The organism is Streptomyces sp. NPDC002845, assembly GCF_053591955.1.
The window spans coordinates 52,407-67,338 of the sequence record NZ_JBSFUU010000019.1; the positions used below are offsets into that span (position 1 = coordinate 52,407).

Consider the following 14,932-nt stretch of genomic DNA (forward strand, 5'->3'; position numbering starts at 1 on the left):
ACCGCCGGGCGGGGGCTTCCTCAGAACGGGGGAACCCGCCGGGGCGGAAGGCGGAAGGCGGAAAGAGGGGGGAGCAGTACGTGTCAGGCTTACGTGCCCAGGGCCTGGCCGCACGCAGGGCCGAGCGCAGGCGCGCCGCCCGGCGCGGCGCGATGGTGGCCGTGGCGTCGGTCGTAGCCGTCGTCGGTACCGTCACCGGAATGGTGTCCGCGCTGGACGACGACGGGGGAGCCGACGAGGCGCGGCCCCCGGCGACCCGTTCGCCCAACCTCCAGGCGCTGCCCGTCGTGCCGACCCCGAGCCCGAGCCCGTCGCCCTCCGCGTCGCACACTCCGGCCTCGCCGTCCCCGGCCGCGTCTTCTCCGTCCCCGGCCCCGTCGACGTCGTCCGAGGCGCCGAGCCCGACGCCCTCCCGTACTCGGAGGACGGATACCGTGGCCGCCCCGTCCGCCCGGCTCTACCGCCACCCCGCCTCCCAGGTCCTCGACTGGGTGCGCGCCAACCCGGACGACCCCCGGCGTCCGGTCATCGAGTCCCGTATCGCCGACCGCCCGGCCGCGGTGTGGTTCACCGACAACACGGCGTCCACCATCACGTCCCGGGTCAGGGAGGTCACTGCGGGCGGGGCTGCCGAGGGCCGCGTGCCGGTCGTCGTGGTGTACGCGATCCCGGACCGCGACTGCGGCGGAGCCTCGCAGGGCGGGGCGCGCGGTCTCGCCGCGTACGACGCGTGGATCGGCGCGTTCGCCGCCGGGCTCGGCTCCGACGACGTCATCGTGATCCTGGAGCCCGACGCGATCGCCCAGGCCGACTGCCTCTCGGCGGGGCAACGGGCCGGCCGCTTCGCCTCGTTGGCCCGCGCGGGGCGCGTCCTGAAGGCGGCGAACCCGAAGGCCCGGGTCTACTACGACGCCGGGCACTCCGAGTGGAACCCGGCCGCCGAACAGGCCGCGCTGCTCCGCCAGGCGGGCGCCGCCTCGGCCGCCTCCTCCGACGGGGTCTTCAGCAACGTGTCCAACTTCAACCGGACGAGCGCCGAAGCGGCGTACGTACGGCAGGTGCTGGACGCCCTCGGTGGTCCGGCGGGCCTGGGCGGGGTGATCGACACGAGCCGCAACGGCAACGGCGCCCCGGCCGACGGCGAGTGGTGCGACCCGGCGGGCCGCAAGCTCGGGCAGCCGCCGACCACGAACACCGGCGAGGCACGGATCGACGCCTACCTGTGGGTCAAGCTGCCGGGCGAGGCCGACGGCTGCAAGGGCGCGGCGGGGACGTTCTCGCCGGGGTACGCCTACGACCTGGCGCGCTGACTCCTGAGGCGGGCGACCGGCACCGGGCTCAGCGGATTGCCCGGGTCCGCCTCGGCGTTGATCCGCGTTCCGGGTGCTGCGCGGCGGGTCGCGCGGGCCGCCGACCGCCGTGGACAGCGTCGAGGCGGCGCCGCTCACGGAGACAGCCGTGCCCAGTCTGTGGTCCAGGCTGTTGCCGGTCATCTCGCCGTCCGCCTCGACGTGCCCGGTGTTTCTCGCAAGCGACTTTCTTTGCAAGCGACGAGATCACCACGGCCCTGGCGTGGGGCGTTCGCCGTGGCGGTCAGGACCTCGGGCCGGGAACCGCCGCGTCCGGAGCGATCGGCTTCGGCCGGTCGCTCTCGCCCGTACGCAGTACGCCCGCGAAGACGACGAGCCCGCAGGCCAGAGCCGTCACCAGGCCGAACGAGACCATCAGGCTCGTCGCCTCGGCCAGCGTGCCGATGGCCGAGGGGGCGATCAGGCCCGAGGTGTACGTGATGGTGGCGACGCCGGCGATGGCCTGACTGGGGTTCGGGCCGCTGCGCCCGGCCGCCGCGAAGCACAGCGGTACGACGACCGCGATGCCCAGGCCCAACAGGGCGAAGCCGGACATCGCGACCGCCGGGTGGTCCGCGATGACGACGAGCAGTCCGCCGAGGGCGGCCAGGACACCCCCGGTGCGTACGGTGCGTACCGCGCCGAAGCGGTTCACGATGGCGTCGCCCGTGATCCGGGCCAGGGCCATGGTCAGCATGAAGCCGGTCGTGGACGCCGCCGCGAGCCCGGCCGAGGTGCCCAGCTGGTCCCGCAGGTAGACCGCCGACCAGTCCAGGCTCGCGCCCTCCGCGAACACCGCGCAGAACCCGACCGCGCCGATGAGCAGCGCCGACCTGGGCGGCAGCGCGAAGCGGGGCGGCGGCTCCTCGTCCTCGGTGGGCCTCAGATCCAGTACCCACTGGCAGGCGAGCAGGCCGAGGAGGGTGAGCGCCGCGGCGGCCAGCGTGTGGTGCAGGCGCGCGTCCGAGCCCAGGTGGGCGGCGAGGGTGCCGGCGGCCGAGCCGACCAGGGCGCCCGCGCTCCACATGCCGTGCAGCCCGGACATGATCGACCTGCCGAGACGGTTCTCGATCTCGACGCCCAGCGCGTTCATCGCCACGTCGGCCATGCCCGCCGTGGCGCCGTACACGAAGAGTGCCAGGCACAGCGTCCACAGGTTCGGTGCGAGGGCCGGCAGGATCAGGGAGAGCGTCCACAGCGAGATCAGCCCGCGCAGCGCCGTGCGGGCGCCGAAGCGGTGGGTGATCCGGCCCGCGAGCGGCATCGCCGCGGACGCGCCGAGCGCGGGGAAGGCAAGGGCGAGACCCAGTTGGCCCGCGCTGACCGAGGCGTGGTCCTGGATCCACGGGACGCGGGTCGCGAACGAGCCCGTGACCGCGCCGTGCACCGCGAACACGGCGGCCACGGCGTACCGGGCGTGCCGCACCACACGCTTGTCGTGGACCAATTCGCTCATGCTCCCGCCCGCCCTCCCCGTTGTGTCCCCGCCCCTGTCGGTGCCGTCGCGTAAACTATCAGGAACCTTGCCTGATAGATAGGCGATAAGCAGCCGCGGGGCCCGCTCCGGGCGTACCCCGCCGATCTGGGAGGATCCCGGCATGGCCGCATCACCGAGCACCGCCCGGGCCATCAACGACCGGCTCGCCCTGCGGCTGCTGCAGCAGGAAGGCCCGTTGACGGCAGGGCAGTTGAAGCAGCTCACCGGACTGTCCCGGCCCACGGTCGCCGACCTCGTGGAACGCCTGGCGGCCGCCGGCCTGATCGCGGTCGTGGGGGAGTCCGGCGAGCAGCGGCGCGGCCCGAACGCGCGCCTGTACGGCATCGTCGCCGACCGCGCCCACCTCGCGGCGCTCGACGTGCGCACCGAGGGCGTCACCGTCGTCGTCTCCGACCTGCTCGGCGCGGAGCTGGTACGGGCGTCGCTGCCGATCGCGGACGACACCGGCACCGGGCCCGCGGTGGAACAGGCGGTCGCCCTGGTCGAGGGCGCGGCCAAGGAAGCGGGTGCCGTACGGCTGCATACGGTGGCCGTCGGTGCCCCCGGCCTGATCGACCCCGCCACCGGCGAACTCCGTGACTCCTCCGGCCTCCCCGAATGGCACCGTCGCCTGGTCGCGGCCCTCGCCGAACGCCTCCCCGCCCGTGTCCTCGTCGAGAACGAGACCAACCTCGCCGCCCTGGCCGAACAACGCGAGGGCGCCGCCCACGACCGCGACACGTTCGTGCTGCTCTGGCTCGGCGTCGGCACCGGCGCCGCCGTCGTCCTCGACGGCACCCTGCGCCGCGGCGCCTCCGGCGGCACGGGCGAGATCGGTTTCCTCCCGGTCCCGGGCACGACAACGCTGCCCTCGGCGACGGACTGCGCCGGTGGGTTCCACTCGCTGGCCGGCGCGGGCGCCGTTGTCGAACTGGCGGGGGAGTGCGGGCTCGCGACCGAGACCGCTGCACGGGAGCCGTCGGCTGCCGACATCGTGCGTGCCGCTGTGGCGGCGATCACGGCACCGGGCAGCGCAGCGGCGACCGCTGCCGGCACAGGCGCAGCCCGGAGGCCGGGGGCGGGTCCGTCGGTGGTTGGTCTGGGGGGCGGTGAGGCTCCGGGCGGCCTGGGTCCGCAGGGTGTGGGGTCTGCTGCGGGCGGTCGGGGCAGGCGCGAGGCTGTTGATGTTCGGGCTTCGGATGCCTCGGTTTCAGGTGCCGTGGCTCCGGGTGCCTCGGCACCGCAGGGTGCGGAGTCTGTTGTCTCGGATGTCCCGGTCCCGGGTGCTCTGGCTTCGGGTGTTGTGGAGTCGGTGGTGGCTGGTCCGGCGGGTGGTGAGGCTTCTGGTGTCCGGGGTTCGGATGCCCCGGTATCGGGCGCCCCGGCTCCGGGCGCCGTGAAGGCCGGGGTGGAGGCTCCGGCAGGTGGTGAGGCTTCGGGCGCCTCGGCTCCGCAGGGTGCGGAGTCTGTTGTGGCCGGTCCGGCTGGTGGGGACGCCCTCGATGGCCAGGTCTCGGACGTCCTGGTCTCGGGTGCCCCGGCTCCGGGCGCCGTGAAGCCCGGTGCGGTCGGTGCGGCCGGTGATGAGGCTTCGGGGGACCCGGTCGACCACGTCAGAGAGTCTGTGGTGGGCCATCCGGCCGGTGCTGAGGTCTCGGACGCCCCGGCCCCGGATGCCTCAGCTGTGGACACCCCGGCCCCGGACGCCCCGCCCCCGCACCCCACCGCAGCGGCCCGCTTCCTCGGCGCCCTTGCCGACCGGCTCGCCATCGGTGCCGCCTCCGTCATCGCTGTCCTCGACCCCGGCTGTGTCGTGCTCGGCGGTGAGGTCGGGCAGGCGGGCGGTGAGGTGTTGGCGGCCCTGGTCGAGGAGCGGCTTGTGCGGATGTCGCCGCTTCCCACCGAGGTGCGGGCCAGCGCGCTGGGCGGGGGTGCCGTGGTGCGCGGGGCCCTGCTGATGGCGCGGGACACGGCTCAGGACGAGCTCTTCGCACCGCCCGCACGCTGAGCCGAAGCCCCGCCGAACCGTTCCGCCAAGTACTCCTCGAAGGTCCCCTTGCCGACGGCACGCTCCGGAGCGAGGTGGCCGCCGGAGCGGAAGGCGCGGTAGGCCTTGCCGGCCAGGGGGACATTGATCAGCGGCCGGCGCTTCCCCGTGGCGGCCAGGTAGGCGCGGGCCAGCTCCGGGAACGTACGGATCCCGGGGCCGCCCATGTCCTCGACGCGTCCCGCGGGGGCGCCCACGGCCAGCTCGGCCAGCCGGTCGGCGACCTCGGCCACAGAGACAGGTTGGTCGGAGACTCCGGCCGGGAGGAGCAGGACCGGCGGCTTGGACAGGGCCTGGAGGACCTGAACGACGAGGTCGTGGAACTGGGTGGTGCGCAGGATCGTCCAGCCCAGCCCCGATTCCTCGATCTGCCGCTCCACGGCCAGCTTGGACTTGTAGTAGCCGAACGGCACCCGGTCGACGCCGACGATCGAGATGTAGAGCAGATGGCGCACGCCCGCCCGGCGCGCGGCCCCGATCAGGTTCGCCGCCGCCCGCTCGTCGCCGCCGCGCGGTGTGGTCGCGCAGTGGACGACCGTCTCCACGCTCGCCACGGCCGCGTCCAGCCCGCTGCCGCCCTCGCGCAGATCGACGGCGTACGGCCGGGTGTGCCGGCTGAGCACCCGTACGTCGTGGCCGTCCCCGCGGAGCCGCTCGGTGACGAGTCGGCCGAGGGTTCCGGTACCGCCGGTCACCAGGATCGTGGTCATGCTGGTCCATCCCTTCGGACGCGGGCGCTCCCCGGTGGAGCACCCCGCACCAGCTGGGACCGGACAGACCCTCCGAATGTGACAGCCGACATGTGACAGCCCGACGGAGAAGAGTTCAGCGGCGTGTCAGCTGGCGCTCCACGAAGTCGAGCTTGTCCGGGTTCACCACCGCGCGCACCTGGGCGACCGCCCCCTCGCGGAACTCGAAGCACAGGGCCCCGACCATCGTCTCTCCGTCCCGTGCGAGCAGCGCCGGCCCGCCGTTGACCTCGGCGACGGCGAAGTCCAGGTGCGCCGCGAACCGCTCGAAGGCGCCCCGCAGGAACCGCATGACCTTCTCGCGCCCCTCGATCGGCCGCAGCGCCGAGGTGACCTTGCCGCCGCCGTCGGACCACCAGGTCACGTCCGCGGTGAGGAGCTTCTCCAGCCCGGCCATGTCGCCTTCGCGGGCCGCCGTGAGGAAGGACGCCACGAGACTCTCCCGTTGCTCGGGCGCGGGTTCGAAGCGGGCCTCGGCGGCGGACACGTGCCGGACCGCCCGCCGGTAGAGCTGACGGCAGTTGGCCTCGCCGATGTCCAGGACGTCCGCGATCTCGCGGTGCCCGTACGCGAAGGCCTCCCGCAGTACGTACACCGCCCGCTCGGTCGGAGTGAGCCGCTCCAGCAGGGCCAGCAGCGCCAGCGAGACCGCGTCGCGCTGTTCGGCCGACTCCAGCGGTCCGAGTGTGCCGTCCGAGGTGAGCACGGGCTCGGGCAGCCAGGTCCCGGTGTACTGCTCGCGCCGGGCGCGGGCCGAGGTGAGCCGGTTGAGGCAGAGGTTCGTGATCACCTTGGCCAGCCAGGCCCCGGGGTGCTCGACGGCCGTACGGTCGGCGCCGCTGAAGCGGAGATACGCGTCCTGGACGGTGTCCTCGGCGTCGGCAGCCGAGCCCAGCATGCGGTAGGCCAGGCCGAACAGGCGCGGGCGGTGGGTCTCGAACTCGTCAGCGATGCCGGTCGTCACACCCCCAGCCTCGCAAACGCCGGGGCACCGCTCACAGGGGCCCGAGCCTAGGAAGACCCGGCGGCGGGGCAAGGGCCGTCGTCACCGCCGCCGGGTCGCTCGCAGGGCGGGGGTGTCCCCGCGCCACGAGCGTCGCAGACGGCACGGTGCATCCGAGCCGCGATCGCAGACTTTAAGAGGACTGGACCAAGACGGTCAATAGGTCTGGACCAGGGGTGACGTGGGCAAGTGGGTGCGCTGAGAAGTCCAGTGAGGTGCCTTGTGAGCCACCCCACAGCATTCGGCCGCATGGGTGGCGATCAGGCGTGGCACACTGACCATGTACCAAAAGCAGCGCACTCCGGGGTCGGTGAAAGTCCGAACCGGCGGTTACAGTCCGCGACCCGGTCGCTTCCAGCGGCCGGTTGACCAGGTGAAATTCCTGGACCGACGGTTAAAGTCCGGATGGGAGGCAGTGCGCGGCGGGCGGGCATGCGTGCGCGCCGCCGTCTGTTTTTGGCCTGTCCCAGGGGACGGGTCTCACACGGCGTCGCTCTTCGTGCCGTCGTCCGTCCAGATTCTGTCGTCTTCGACAGTCCCCGGAGTCCGCGCCCCATGAGGCAGGAGGACCCGGGAAGTGTTCACCGGAATCGTCGAAGAGCTGGGTGAGGTCACCGCCGTCGAGAATCTCGGCGACTCCTCCCGCTTCCGTCTTCGTGGCCCCGTCGTCACACAGGGCGCACAGCATGGCGACTCCATCGCCGTGAACGGCGTCTGTCTCACGGTCGTGGACCACGAGGGCGACGAGTTCACCGCCGATGTCATGGCGGAGACCCTCGACCGCTCCAGCCTCGGCGTCCTGACCGTCGGCTCCCGCGTCAACCTCGAACGCCCCATGGCCGTCGGCGCACGTCTCGGCGGGCACATCGTGCAGGGCCATGTCGACGGCACGGGCACGGTCCTGGAGCGCAAGCCGTCCGACAACTGGGAGATCGTCAAGGTCTCGCTCCCCGCGGACCTGACCCGGTACGTCGTCGAGAAGGGCTCCATCACCGTCGACGGCATCAGCCTCACCGTCGTCGACGCAGGCCCCGACTACTTCACCGTCAGCCTCATCCCGACCACCCTCGCCCTGACCACCCTCGGTCTCAAGCAGCCCGGTGACCCGGTCAACCTTGAGGTCGACGTCATCGCCAAGTACGTCGAGCGACTGATGGCCGGTCAGGGGGCCGCGCGGTGAACTGGCTCAACTCCGAGGCGTTCACGCTCTTCGGCCAGCACATCATCTGGGCCGACATGATCGGCAACGTCATCGGTCTGACCGCCCTGGTCCTCGGCTGGCGGCGCTCCATATGGAGCTGGCCCGCGCAGTTCCTCTCCGGTGTCATCCTCTTCGCGGCCTTCGTGACGGCCCATCTGTCCGGCAGCGCCGGCAAGCAGGTCGTCGTCATGCTCGTCGCCGTGTTCGGCTGGCGGCAGTGGCAGCGCGGCAAGGAGCAGGCGGAGGACGGCCACATCGCCGTACGGTTCGCCACCTGGCGCGAGCGCGGAATCCTGGCAGGCGGCGCCGCCCTGGGCACCCTCGCGGTCGGCGGCCTGTTCACCGCGTTCCCGACCCTGTCCTGGGACCCCTGGCCGGACGCGTACATCTTCGTCGGCACGATCGTCGCCATGTACGCCCAGGCACGCGGCATGGTCGAGTTCTGGTTCGCCTGGCTGCTGGTCGACCTCGTGGGCGTACCCCTCAACTTCGCGAACGGCTTCGCCTTCTCCGGTTTCGTCTACATCATTTACGGCGCGCTCGTCCTGTGGGGCATGCGCGACTGGTGGCTGCGCTCGCGCAGGAGCGAACAGCCCGCCCTGGAAGGAGCCCCGGCATGACAACGGCGCCGATTCTCTACAGCACGGACCACATCGAGGACATCGAGGACTTCGCGCTCGACCCGGTCGAGCAGGCCATCGCCGACATCGCGGCAGGCCGCCCTGTCGTGGTCGTCGACGACGAGGACCGGGAGAACGAGGGCGACCTCGTCATCGCCGCCGAGAAGGCCACCCCCGAGATCGTCGCCTTCATGATGAGCGAGTGCCGAGGCCTGATCTGCGCCCCCATGGAGGGCGACGAACTGGACAGGCTCGAACTGCCCCAGATGGTCGCGGACAACACCGAGTCGATGAGGACCGCGTTCACCGTGACGGTCGACGCGTCCGCCGCCCACGGGGTGACCACCGGCGTCTCGGCCTCCGACCGAGCCACCACGCTCCAACTGCTGGCGAGCGGCACGGCCGGGGCGACCGACTTCGTCCGCCCCGGCCACATCTTCCCGCTGCGCGCCAGGCCCGGCGGCGTGCTGGTGCGCAACGGCCACACCGAGGCCGCCGTCGATCTGGCCCGGCTCGCCGGACTGCGTCCCGCGGGCGCCATCGTCGAGATCGCCGGCGAGGACGGGCGCATGCTGCGCCTGCCCGAGCTGATCCCGTTCGCCCGCAAGCACGGCTTCACGATCATCTCCATCGAGGACCTGATCGCCTACCGCCGTTCCCCCAGGCTCTCGACTCCGACCGAGCAGGGGGCACCCGTGTCCGAGCCAGCCGTCCGCCGCGAGGCCCAGACCCAACTGCCCACGGCCTTCGGTGAGTTCACCGCGTACGGCTATCGCTCCACCGTCGACGGCATCGAGCACGTCGCCCTCGTCCACGGCGAGATCGGCGACGGCGAGGACGTCGTCGTACGCATCCACTCCGAGTGCCTCACCGGCGACGTCTTCCACTCCCTGCGCTGCGACTGCGGCCCCCAGCTCCAGACGTCGCTGCGGCGCATCCAGGCCGAGGGCCGGGGCGTGGTGGTCTACCTGCGCGGCCACGAGGGGCGCGGCATCGGTCTGCTGTCCAAACTCCGTGCGTACGAGCTCCAGGAGCGCGGCCACGACACGCTGGACGCCAACCTGGAGCTGGGCCTGCCCGCCGACGCCCGGGACTACGGCGCGGGCGCGCAGATCCTGGAGGATCTCGGCGTCCGCAGCCTGCGGCTGATGACCAACAACCCCGAGAAGACCGACGCGCTCACCCGCCACGGCCTCAAGGTCCTCAGCCGTGAGCCGATGCCCGTACAGGCGGGCGAGCACAACCTCCGCTACCTGCGCACCAAGCGGGACCGGATGGGCCACGACCTGCCCTGGCTGGACACGACCGCCGTGTCCACCTGCGGCAACCAGTAAGACGACCGGTAAGACAACCAGTAAGACGACCAGTAAGAGAAGGACACCGAGGAGAGACGTGAGCGGCAAGGGTGCACCTGAACTGTCCGTACAGAACTGCGGCGACCTGCGCGTCGCGGTCATCGCGGCACAGTGGCACGAAAAGGTGATGGACGGCCTCGTCGACGGTGCCCTGCGCGCCCTGCGCGACCTGGGCATCGACGAGCCGACCCTGCTCCGGGTCCCCGGCAGCTGGGAACTCCCGGTCGTCGCCAAGGTCCTCGCGGGCCGAGGCTACGACGCGATCGTCGCCCTCGGCGTCGTCATCCGTGGCGGCACCCCCCACTTCGACTACGTGTGCCAAGGCGTCACCCAGGGCCTCACCCAGGTGTCCATCGACACCGGCGTCCCCGTCGGCTTCGGCGTGCTGACCTGCGACACCGAGGAGCAGGCCCTCGACCGTGCGGGCATCGAGGGCTCCCACGAGGACAAGGGACACGAGGCCGTGACGGCGGCCCTGGCGACCGCGGCCACGCTGCGCTCAGTATCCGAACCCTGGCGTTAGGCCGGCCGACACAACTTGCGTAAAGTGGGCGCCACCATGTCCAAGAAGACGTTCGAGGAGCTCTTCACCGAGCTCCAGCACAAGGCCGTAAACGGCGACCCCGCCACGTCCCGCACCGCCGAACTGGTCGGCAAGGGGGTCCATGCCATCGGCAAGAAGGTCGTCGAGGAGGCCGCCGAGGTCTGGATGGCCGCCGAGTACGAGGGCAAGGACGCCGCCGCCGAGGAGATCTCCCAGCTGCTGTACCACGTCCAGGTGATGATGGTCGCGCGCGGGATCTCCCTCGACGACGTGTACGCCCACCTGTAGAACCCTGATTCCCCGACACACCCCTTCACGCAAAGGAAGCCGACCTCATGCTGCGCATCGCCGTCCCCAACAAGGGTTCCCTGTCAGGCCCTGGGGCGGAGATGCTGCATGAGGCCGGCTACCAGCAGCGCCGGGAGTCCAAGGAACTGCGCATCGTCGACCCGGAGAACGAGGTCGAGTTCTTCTACCTCCGCCCCCGCGACATCGCGATCTACGTCTCCTCCGGCAAGCTCGACATCGGCATCACCGGCCGCGACCTGCTGATCGACTCCGGCGCCAACGCCGAGGAGATCCTCCCGCTCGGCTTCGCCCGCTCCACGTTCCGCTATGCCACGAAGCCGGGCACGGCCAAGGGCGTCGAGGACCTGACCGGCATGACGGTGGCCACCTCGTACGAGGGCATCGTGGCCAAGCACCTCGCCGACAACGGCATCGACGCCTCGGTCGTCCACCTCGACGGCGCCGTCGAGACCGCGATCGAGCTGGGCGTCGCCGAGGTCATCGCCGACGTCGTCGAGACCGGAACTTCGCTGCGCAACGCGGGTCTTGAGGTGATCGGCGAGCCCATCATGAGGTCCGAGGCCGTCGTGATCCGCCGCACCGGCGCGGAGGCCGAGGAGACCGTCGAGTCGAAGGTGCAGCAGTTCCTGCGCCGCCTCCAGGGTGTCCTGGTGGCCCGGACGTACGTGATGATGGACTACGACTGCCGTGTCGAGCAGTTGGAGAAGGCCGTCGCGCTCACGCCGGGTCTGGAGTCGCCGACCGTCTCGCCGCTGCACAACGAGGGCTGGGTCGCCGTGCGCGCCATGGTCCCGGCCAAGGAGGCACAGCGGATCATGGACGACCTGTACGACATCGGGGCGCGGGCCATCCTGACCACGGCCATCCACGCCTGCCGTCTGTAGAGGGGCTGTTCGAGGTGTCGGATCTCCCTTCCCTTCCCGTCACGTTCAGGCCGGGCCGCACCCGGGCCGTCCTGCTGACCGCCGGGGTCGCGATCTTCGTGGTCATCACCGGGGTCGCACTGCTCCTGGAGAAACTCGGCCCGGGGGAGCGCCTCAGCTTCATCTTCACGGGCGCACTGCTCTTCGGGGTGCTGCTGCTGTTGTCCCGGCCCAAGGTCGTCGCCGACGAGTCCGGGGTCACCGTCGTCAACATCGCCAGCAGGCGGCACCTGGACTGGGCGGAGATCCTCCAGGTGAACCTGCGGCCGGGCGACCCCTGGGTCTTCCTCAACCTCAGCGACGGCACCAGCCTGCCCGCGCTCGGCATCCAGCCGGGCATCGCCAAGCAGCGTGCGATCCAGGACGCCCGTACCCTTCGGGCGCTCGCCGAGGCCCGCGCGATCGGCGACCCCGAGCAGCATCAGGGGTGATTCCGGGCCCCGCCCGGGAGAGGCCGGGCCGGGTCAGGGGCGGTTCACCCGATATTCAGGGAGGACTCAGGGGATTCGCCCCTGCCGTACAGGCCCGTGTCTTGATTAATCTGGTTGCGGTGGCGTTTTCGTTGCGCCACCGCCCCTGTGTCGTGCCGCCAGGCACCCAGGGGTTCCTGCTACCCGAGGAGTGACTCCCTCCAGCGATGGACGGATCGTCCTGTAGTACCTGCGCCGCCCCCTCCCGACATAGCGCGGACCGCCTCCGCGTTCACGCGGAGGCGGCGGCATCATGATCATCCCTCTGCTGCTCCTCGGGGCGGCTTTCCTTCTGATTCTCGCCAACGGCTTCTTCGTGGCGGCCGAGTTCGGCCTCGTGACGGTCGAACGGCAGGACGCGGAGAAGGCGGCCGCCGAGGGCGACCGACGGGCCCACAAGGTCGTGGGCGCGCTCAAGGAACTGTCCTTCCAGCTCTCAGGCACCCAGCTCGGCATCACCATCACCTCCCTCGTCGTCGGCATGCTCGCCGAACCGGCGCTCGCGGAGCTGCTGCACGGTCCGTTCACGGCGGTCGGCATCCCCGAGGGCGCGGTGTCCGGCCTCTCCGTGGCTGTCGGCATGCTGCTGGCCTCGGCCGTGCAGATGGTGATCGGTGAACTCGTGCCCAAGAACTGGGCGGTGTCCCGCCCGTTGCAGGTCGCGCGCTTCGTCGCGGGCCCGCAGCACCTGTTCTCCACCGTCTTCCGTCCGGTGATCGCCGGGCTTAACGCGGTCGCCAACCGGCTCGTACGGGCCCTCGGCGTCGAGCCCACAGAGGAGCTGGCCTCCGCCCGCACCCCCGGCGAACTCGTCTCCCTGGCCCGGCACTCGGCCAGGGCGGGCGCGCTCGAACAGGACACCGCGGACCTCTTCGTACGGACCCTGTCCCTGGGCGAGCTGACCGTTCAGCACGTCATGACCCCGCGTGTGAAGGTCAGCGCGCTCCAGTCCTCGGCCACCGCCGAGGACGTGGTCAACCTGACCCGCGCCACGGGCCTGTCCCGCTTCCCGGTCTACCGGGAGCGGATCGACGAGATCGTCGGCATGGTGCACCTGAAGGACGCGCTGGCGGTCCCGGCACCGCAGCGGCTGCGCACGCCGGTGGGCCGGATCGCCCAGACCCCGCTCCTGGTCCCCGAGACACTGCCGGTGCAGCCGCTGCTGTCCCGACTGCGCAGCGAACAGCCCATCGCGGTCGTCGTCGACGAGTACGGCGGTACGGCGGGCGTGGTGACCCTGGAGGACATCGTCGAGGAGCTGGTCGGCGAGGTGCGCGACGAGCACGACGGGCAGGACCTGCCCGAACTCGCCGTGGCCCCGCCCGAGGACGGGCGGCCCGCGTGGGACGTCGACGGCAGCTGCCGCGTCGACGTCCTCCAGCGCATAGGTCTCGATGTGCCGGAAGGCCCGTACGAGACCGTCGCCGGCCTCGTCGCCGATCTGCTCGGCCGGATTCCGGCCTCCGGCGACAAGGCCGAACTTCCCGGCTGGCGGCTGTCGGTGCGCCAGGTCGGGCACTACCGGGCCGAGCGGGTACGGCTCGTCAGGACCGCCGAGGTTGTCGCGGAGGCGGTCAGATGAGCATGCTCCAGCTTCTGTTCGCCCTGCTGCTCGTGCTCGCCAACGGGTTCTTCGTCGGCGCCGAGTTCGCCCTCGTCTCCGTCCGCCGGAGTCAGATCGAACCGCTGGGTACCGCGCGGGCGCGACAGGTCCTGTACGGGCTCGAACGGCTGCCCCAGATGATGGCCGCGGCCCAGTTCGGCATCACCGTCTGCTCGTTGACGCTGGGCGCGGTCGCCGAGCCGACGGTGGCGCGGCTGCTGGAACCCGTCTTCGAGGCGGTCCATCTGCCGCACGGCATGGTCCATCCGCTGGGGTACGTGATCGCGCTCGCCGTCGTCGTCTTCCTCCACCTCGTCATCGGCGAGATGCTGCCGAAGAACCTGGCGATGGCGGCGCCCGAGAAGACGGCGCTGTGGCTGAGCCCGGGGCTGGTCGCCTTCGCGCGGCTCTGCAGGCCGGTGACGGTGGGCCTGGGCGCGTGCGCCCGGGTGATCCTGAAGCTCTTCCGGGTCGAGCCCAAGGACGAGGTGGAGGCGGTCTTCACAAGTGAACAGCTCAACCGGCTGGTGGAGGACTCCGGGCAGGCGGGCCTCCTGGACCCGGAGGAACAGGAACGCCTGGAGGACGCCCTGGAGCTGGGCTCCCGGCCGGTGACGGACGTCCTGCTGCGGCGCGACTCGTTGGTGACCGTCGATCCATCGGCGACCCCCGCCCAGGTGGTGGCCCTGACGGCTCGCACGGGTTACTCCCGCTTCCCGGTCGCGGCCTCGAACGGGGCCGTCATGGGCTACCTCCACGTCAAGGACGTCCTCGACCTGGAGGACTCCGAGCGGGCCGTTCCCCAGCGTGTCTGGCGTCCCATGACCACGCTCAGCGCGGAGCTTCCTCTCGACGACGCGTTGTCCGTCATGCGCCGTGCTGCCACGCATCTGGCCCAGGTGGCCGACGCGTCGGGGAAGGTGCTCGGTCTGGTTGCCCTGGAGGACGTCCTGGAACTGCTGGTCGGCGAGGTCCGCGATCCGGCCCACCGGGCGGCTCCGGAGCCGGTCCGGGTTGCGGAGCCACGCCCGAGCGGGGCTCCGGAGGAGGCCATGGCGGGTTGACCTGGCCCGGCTGGGGGCGCGTGCGAATGGCGCGCGTCCGGGTTTCCGCGCCCCCGCCGCCCCTACCCGTCCCATCCCCAGGGGCTCCGCCCCTTCGACCCCGCCAGGGGACTGTGCCCCCTGACCCCCGGAGGCGTCTGCGGGTGGGTGGGGGTTGCCGTGGGATCGGCCTACCGGCCTTGGGGGGGGGGGGCGCGGCCGCGCGGCCGGGCGGGGCC

The 14,932-nt window shown here is 71.6% G+C and carries 13 protein-coding genes, 2 pseudogenes and 1 riboswitch; of the genes and pseudogenes, 12 read left to right on the plus strand and 3 right to left on the minus strand.

Annotated elements, in window-relative coordinates:
• Positions 1-152 precede the first annotated feature (152 nt).
• Positions 153-1,310 (plus strand): glycoside hydrolase family 6 protein, encoded by a 1,158-nt coding sequence (locus ACWD3C_RS16155; RefSeq protein WP_451144414.1) that lies wholly within the window; start codon positions 153-155, stop codon positions 1,308-1,310.
• Positions 1,311-1,593: 283 nt separating this feature from the next.
• On the opposite strand, the gene ACWD3C_RS16160 is transcribed toward ACWD3C_RS16155, so the two are convergent.
• On the minus strand, positions 1,594-2,805 hold the full coding sequence (locus ACWD3C_RS16160; RefSeq protein WP_451144282.1) for an MFS transporter: 1,212 nt from the start codon (positions 2,803-2,805) through the stop codon (positions 1,594-1,596).
• Between the two features lie 142 nt (positions 2,806-2,947).
• Between ACWD3C_RS16160 and ACWD3C_RS16165 the strand changes: the two are divergent.
• Both ACWD3C_RS16165 and ACWD3C_RS16170 read left to right on the plus strand, forming a co-directional pair.
• Positions 2,948-3,838: pseudogene (locus tag ACWD3C_RS16165) on the plus strand (ROK family transcriptional regulator); the annotation flags it as partial.
• Positions 3,839-4,552: 714 nt separating this feature from the next.
• Positions 4,553-4,834: pseudogene (locus ACWD3C_RS16170) on the plus strand (ROK family protein); the annotation flags it as partial.
• On the opposite strand, the gene ACWD3C_RS16175 reads toward ACWD3C_RS16170, so the two are convergent.
• The gene (locus ACWD3C_RS16175) at positions 4,801-5,583 is read right to left on the minus strand and encodes an SDR family oxidoreductase (RefSeq protein ID WP_451144284.1); all 783 of its coding nucleotides are present in this window, start codon (positions 5,581-5,583) and stop codon (positions 4,801-4,803) included. The pseudogene ACWD3C_RS16170 and the gene ACWD3C_RS16175 overlap by 34 nt on opposite strands.
• Before the next feature lie 115 nt (positions 5,584-5,698).
• Positions 5,699-6,586, minus strand: a complete 888-nt coding sequence (locus ACWD3C_RS16180) for an RNA polymerase sigma-70 factor (protein WP_451144286.1) — start codon at positions 6,584-6,586, stop codon at positions 5,699-5,701.
• A 331-nt stretch (positions 6,587-6,917) separates the two neighbouring features.
• A riboswitch (FMN riboswitch) is annotated at positions 6,918-7,048 on the plus strand.
• A gap of 154 nt (positions 7,049-7,202) precedes the next feature.
• Between ACWD3C_RS16180 and ACWD3C_RS16185 the strand changes: the two genes are divergently transcribed.
• The 9 genes from ACWD3C_RS16185 (at position 7,203) to ACWD3C_RS16225 (ending at position 14,714) form a co-directional block, all read left to right on the plus strand.
• Positions 7,203-7,805: a riboflavin synthase gene (locus ACWD3C_RS16185; protein ID WP_451144288.1), complete on the plus strand. Its 603-nt coding sequence runs from the start codon at positions 7,203-7,205 to the stop codon at positions 7,803-7,805.
• Entirely contained in the window at positions 7,802-8,446 is a 645-nt protein-coding gene (locus tag ACWD3C_RS16190) for a nicotinamide mononucleotide transporter family protein (protein WP_451144290.1), read from the plus strand. Before ACWD3C_RS16185 ends, ACWD3C_RS16190 begins: the two co-directional genes overlap by 4 nt.
• Positions 8,443-9,780: a bifunctional 3,4-dihydroxy-2-butanone-4-phosphate synthase/GTP cyclohydrolase II gene (locus ACWD3C_RS16195; RefSeq protein WP_451144292.1), complete on the plus strand. Its 1,338-nt coding sequence runs from the start codon at positions 8,443-8,445 to the stop codon at positions 9,778-9,780. Before ACWD3C_RS16190 ends, ACWD3C_RS16195 begins: the two co-directional genes overlap by 4 nt.
• A 58-nt stretch (positions 9,781-9,838) precedes the next feature.
• A complete protein-coding gene (ribH, locus tag ACWD3C_RS16200) occupies positions 9,839-10,324 on the plus strand; it encodes a 6,7-dimethyl-8-ribityllumazine synthase (RefSeq protein WP_451144294.1) in 486 nt (161 codons plus the stop codon).
• A gap of 36 nt (positions 10,325-10,360) precedes the next feature.
• Positions 10,361-10,633 carry a phosphoribosyl-ATP diphosphatase gene (locus ACWD3C_RS16205; protein ID WP_451144296.1) on the plus strand — a complete coding sequence of 91 codons (273 nt, stop codon included), beginning with the start codon at positions 10,361-10,363 and terminating at the stop codon, positions 10,631-10,633.
• A 47-nt stretch (positions 10,634-10,680) separates the two neighbouring features.
• Positions 10,681-11,538 carry an ATP phosphoribosyltransferase gene (hisG, locus tag ACWD3C_RS16210; protein ID WP_451144298.1) on the plus strand — a complete coding sequence of 286 codons (858 nt, stop codon included), beginning with the start codon at positions 10,681-10,683 and terminating at the stop codon, positions 11,536-11,538.
• A gap of 14 nt (positions 11,539-11,552) precedes the next feature.
• Positions 11,553-12,008: a PH domain-containing protein gene (locus ACWD3C_RS16215; protein ID WP_451144300.1), complete on the plus strand. Its 456-nt coding sequence runs from the start codon at positions 11,553-11,555 to the stop codon at positions 12,006-12,008.
• A gap of 292 nt (positions 12,009-12,300) precedes the next feature.
• Positions 12,301-13,629: a hemolysin family protein gene (locus ACWD3C_RS16220; protein WP_451144304.1), complete on the plus strand. Its 1,329-nt coding sequence runs from the start codon at positions 12,301-12,303 to the stop codon at positions 13,627-13,629.
• Complete coding sequence (locus tag ACWD3C_RS16225) at positions 13,626-14,714, plus strand: hemolysin family protein (RefSeq protein ID WP_451144306.1); 1,089 nt, start codon at positions 13,626-13,628, stop codon at positions 14,712-14,714. Before ACWD3C_RS16220 ends, ACWD3C_RS16225 begins: the two co-directional genes overlap by 4 nt.
• The last annotated feature ends 218 nt before the right edge of the window (positions 14,715-14,932 follow it).

Bases quoted from the DNA above. Each gene is read 5' to 3' on its own strand.
- ACWD3C_RS16155 (WP_451144414.1), top strand. From the start codon at position 153: ATGGTGGCCGTGGCGTCGGTCGTAGCCGTCGTCGGTACCGTCACCGGA.
- ACWD3C_RS16195 (WP_451144292.1), top strand. From the start codon at position 8,443: ATGACAACGGCGCCGATTCTCTACAGCACGGACCACATCGAGGACATC.
- ACWD3C_RS16160 (WP_451144282.1), bottom strand. From the start codon at position 2,805: ATGAGCGAATTGGTCCACGACAAGCGTGTGGTGCGGCACGCCCGGTAC.
- hisG (WP_451144298.1), top strand. From the start codon at position 10,681: ATGCTGCGCATCGCCGTCCCCAACAAGGGTTCCCTGTCAGGCCCTGGG.
- ACWD3C_RS16225 (WP_451144306.1), top strand. From the start codon at position 13,626: ATGAGCATGCTCCAGCTTCTGTTCGCCCTGCTGCTCGTGCTCGCCAAC.
- ACWD3C_RS16205 (WP_451144296.1), top strand. From the start codon at position 10,361: ATGTCCAAGAAGACGTTCGAGGAGCTCTTCACCGAGCTCCAGCACAAG.
- ACWD3C_RS16220 (WP_451144304.1), top strand. From the start codon at position 12,301: ATGATCATCCCTCTGCTGCTCCTCGGGGCGGCTTTCCTTCTGATTCTC.
- ACWD3C_RS16175 (WP_451144284.1), bottom strand. From the start codon at position 5,583: ATGACCACGATCCTGGTGACCGGCGGTACCGGAACCCTCGGCCGACTC.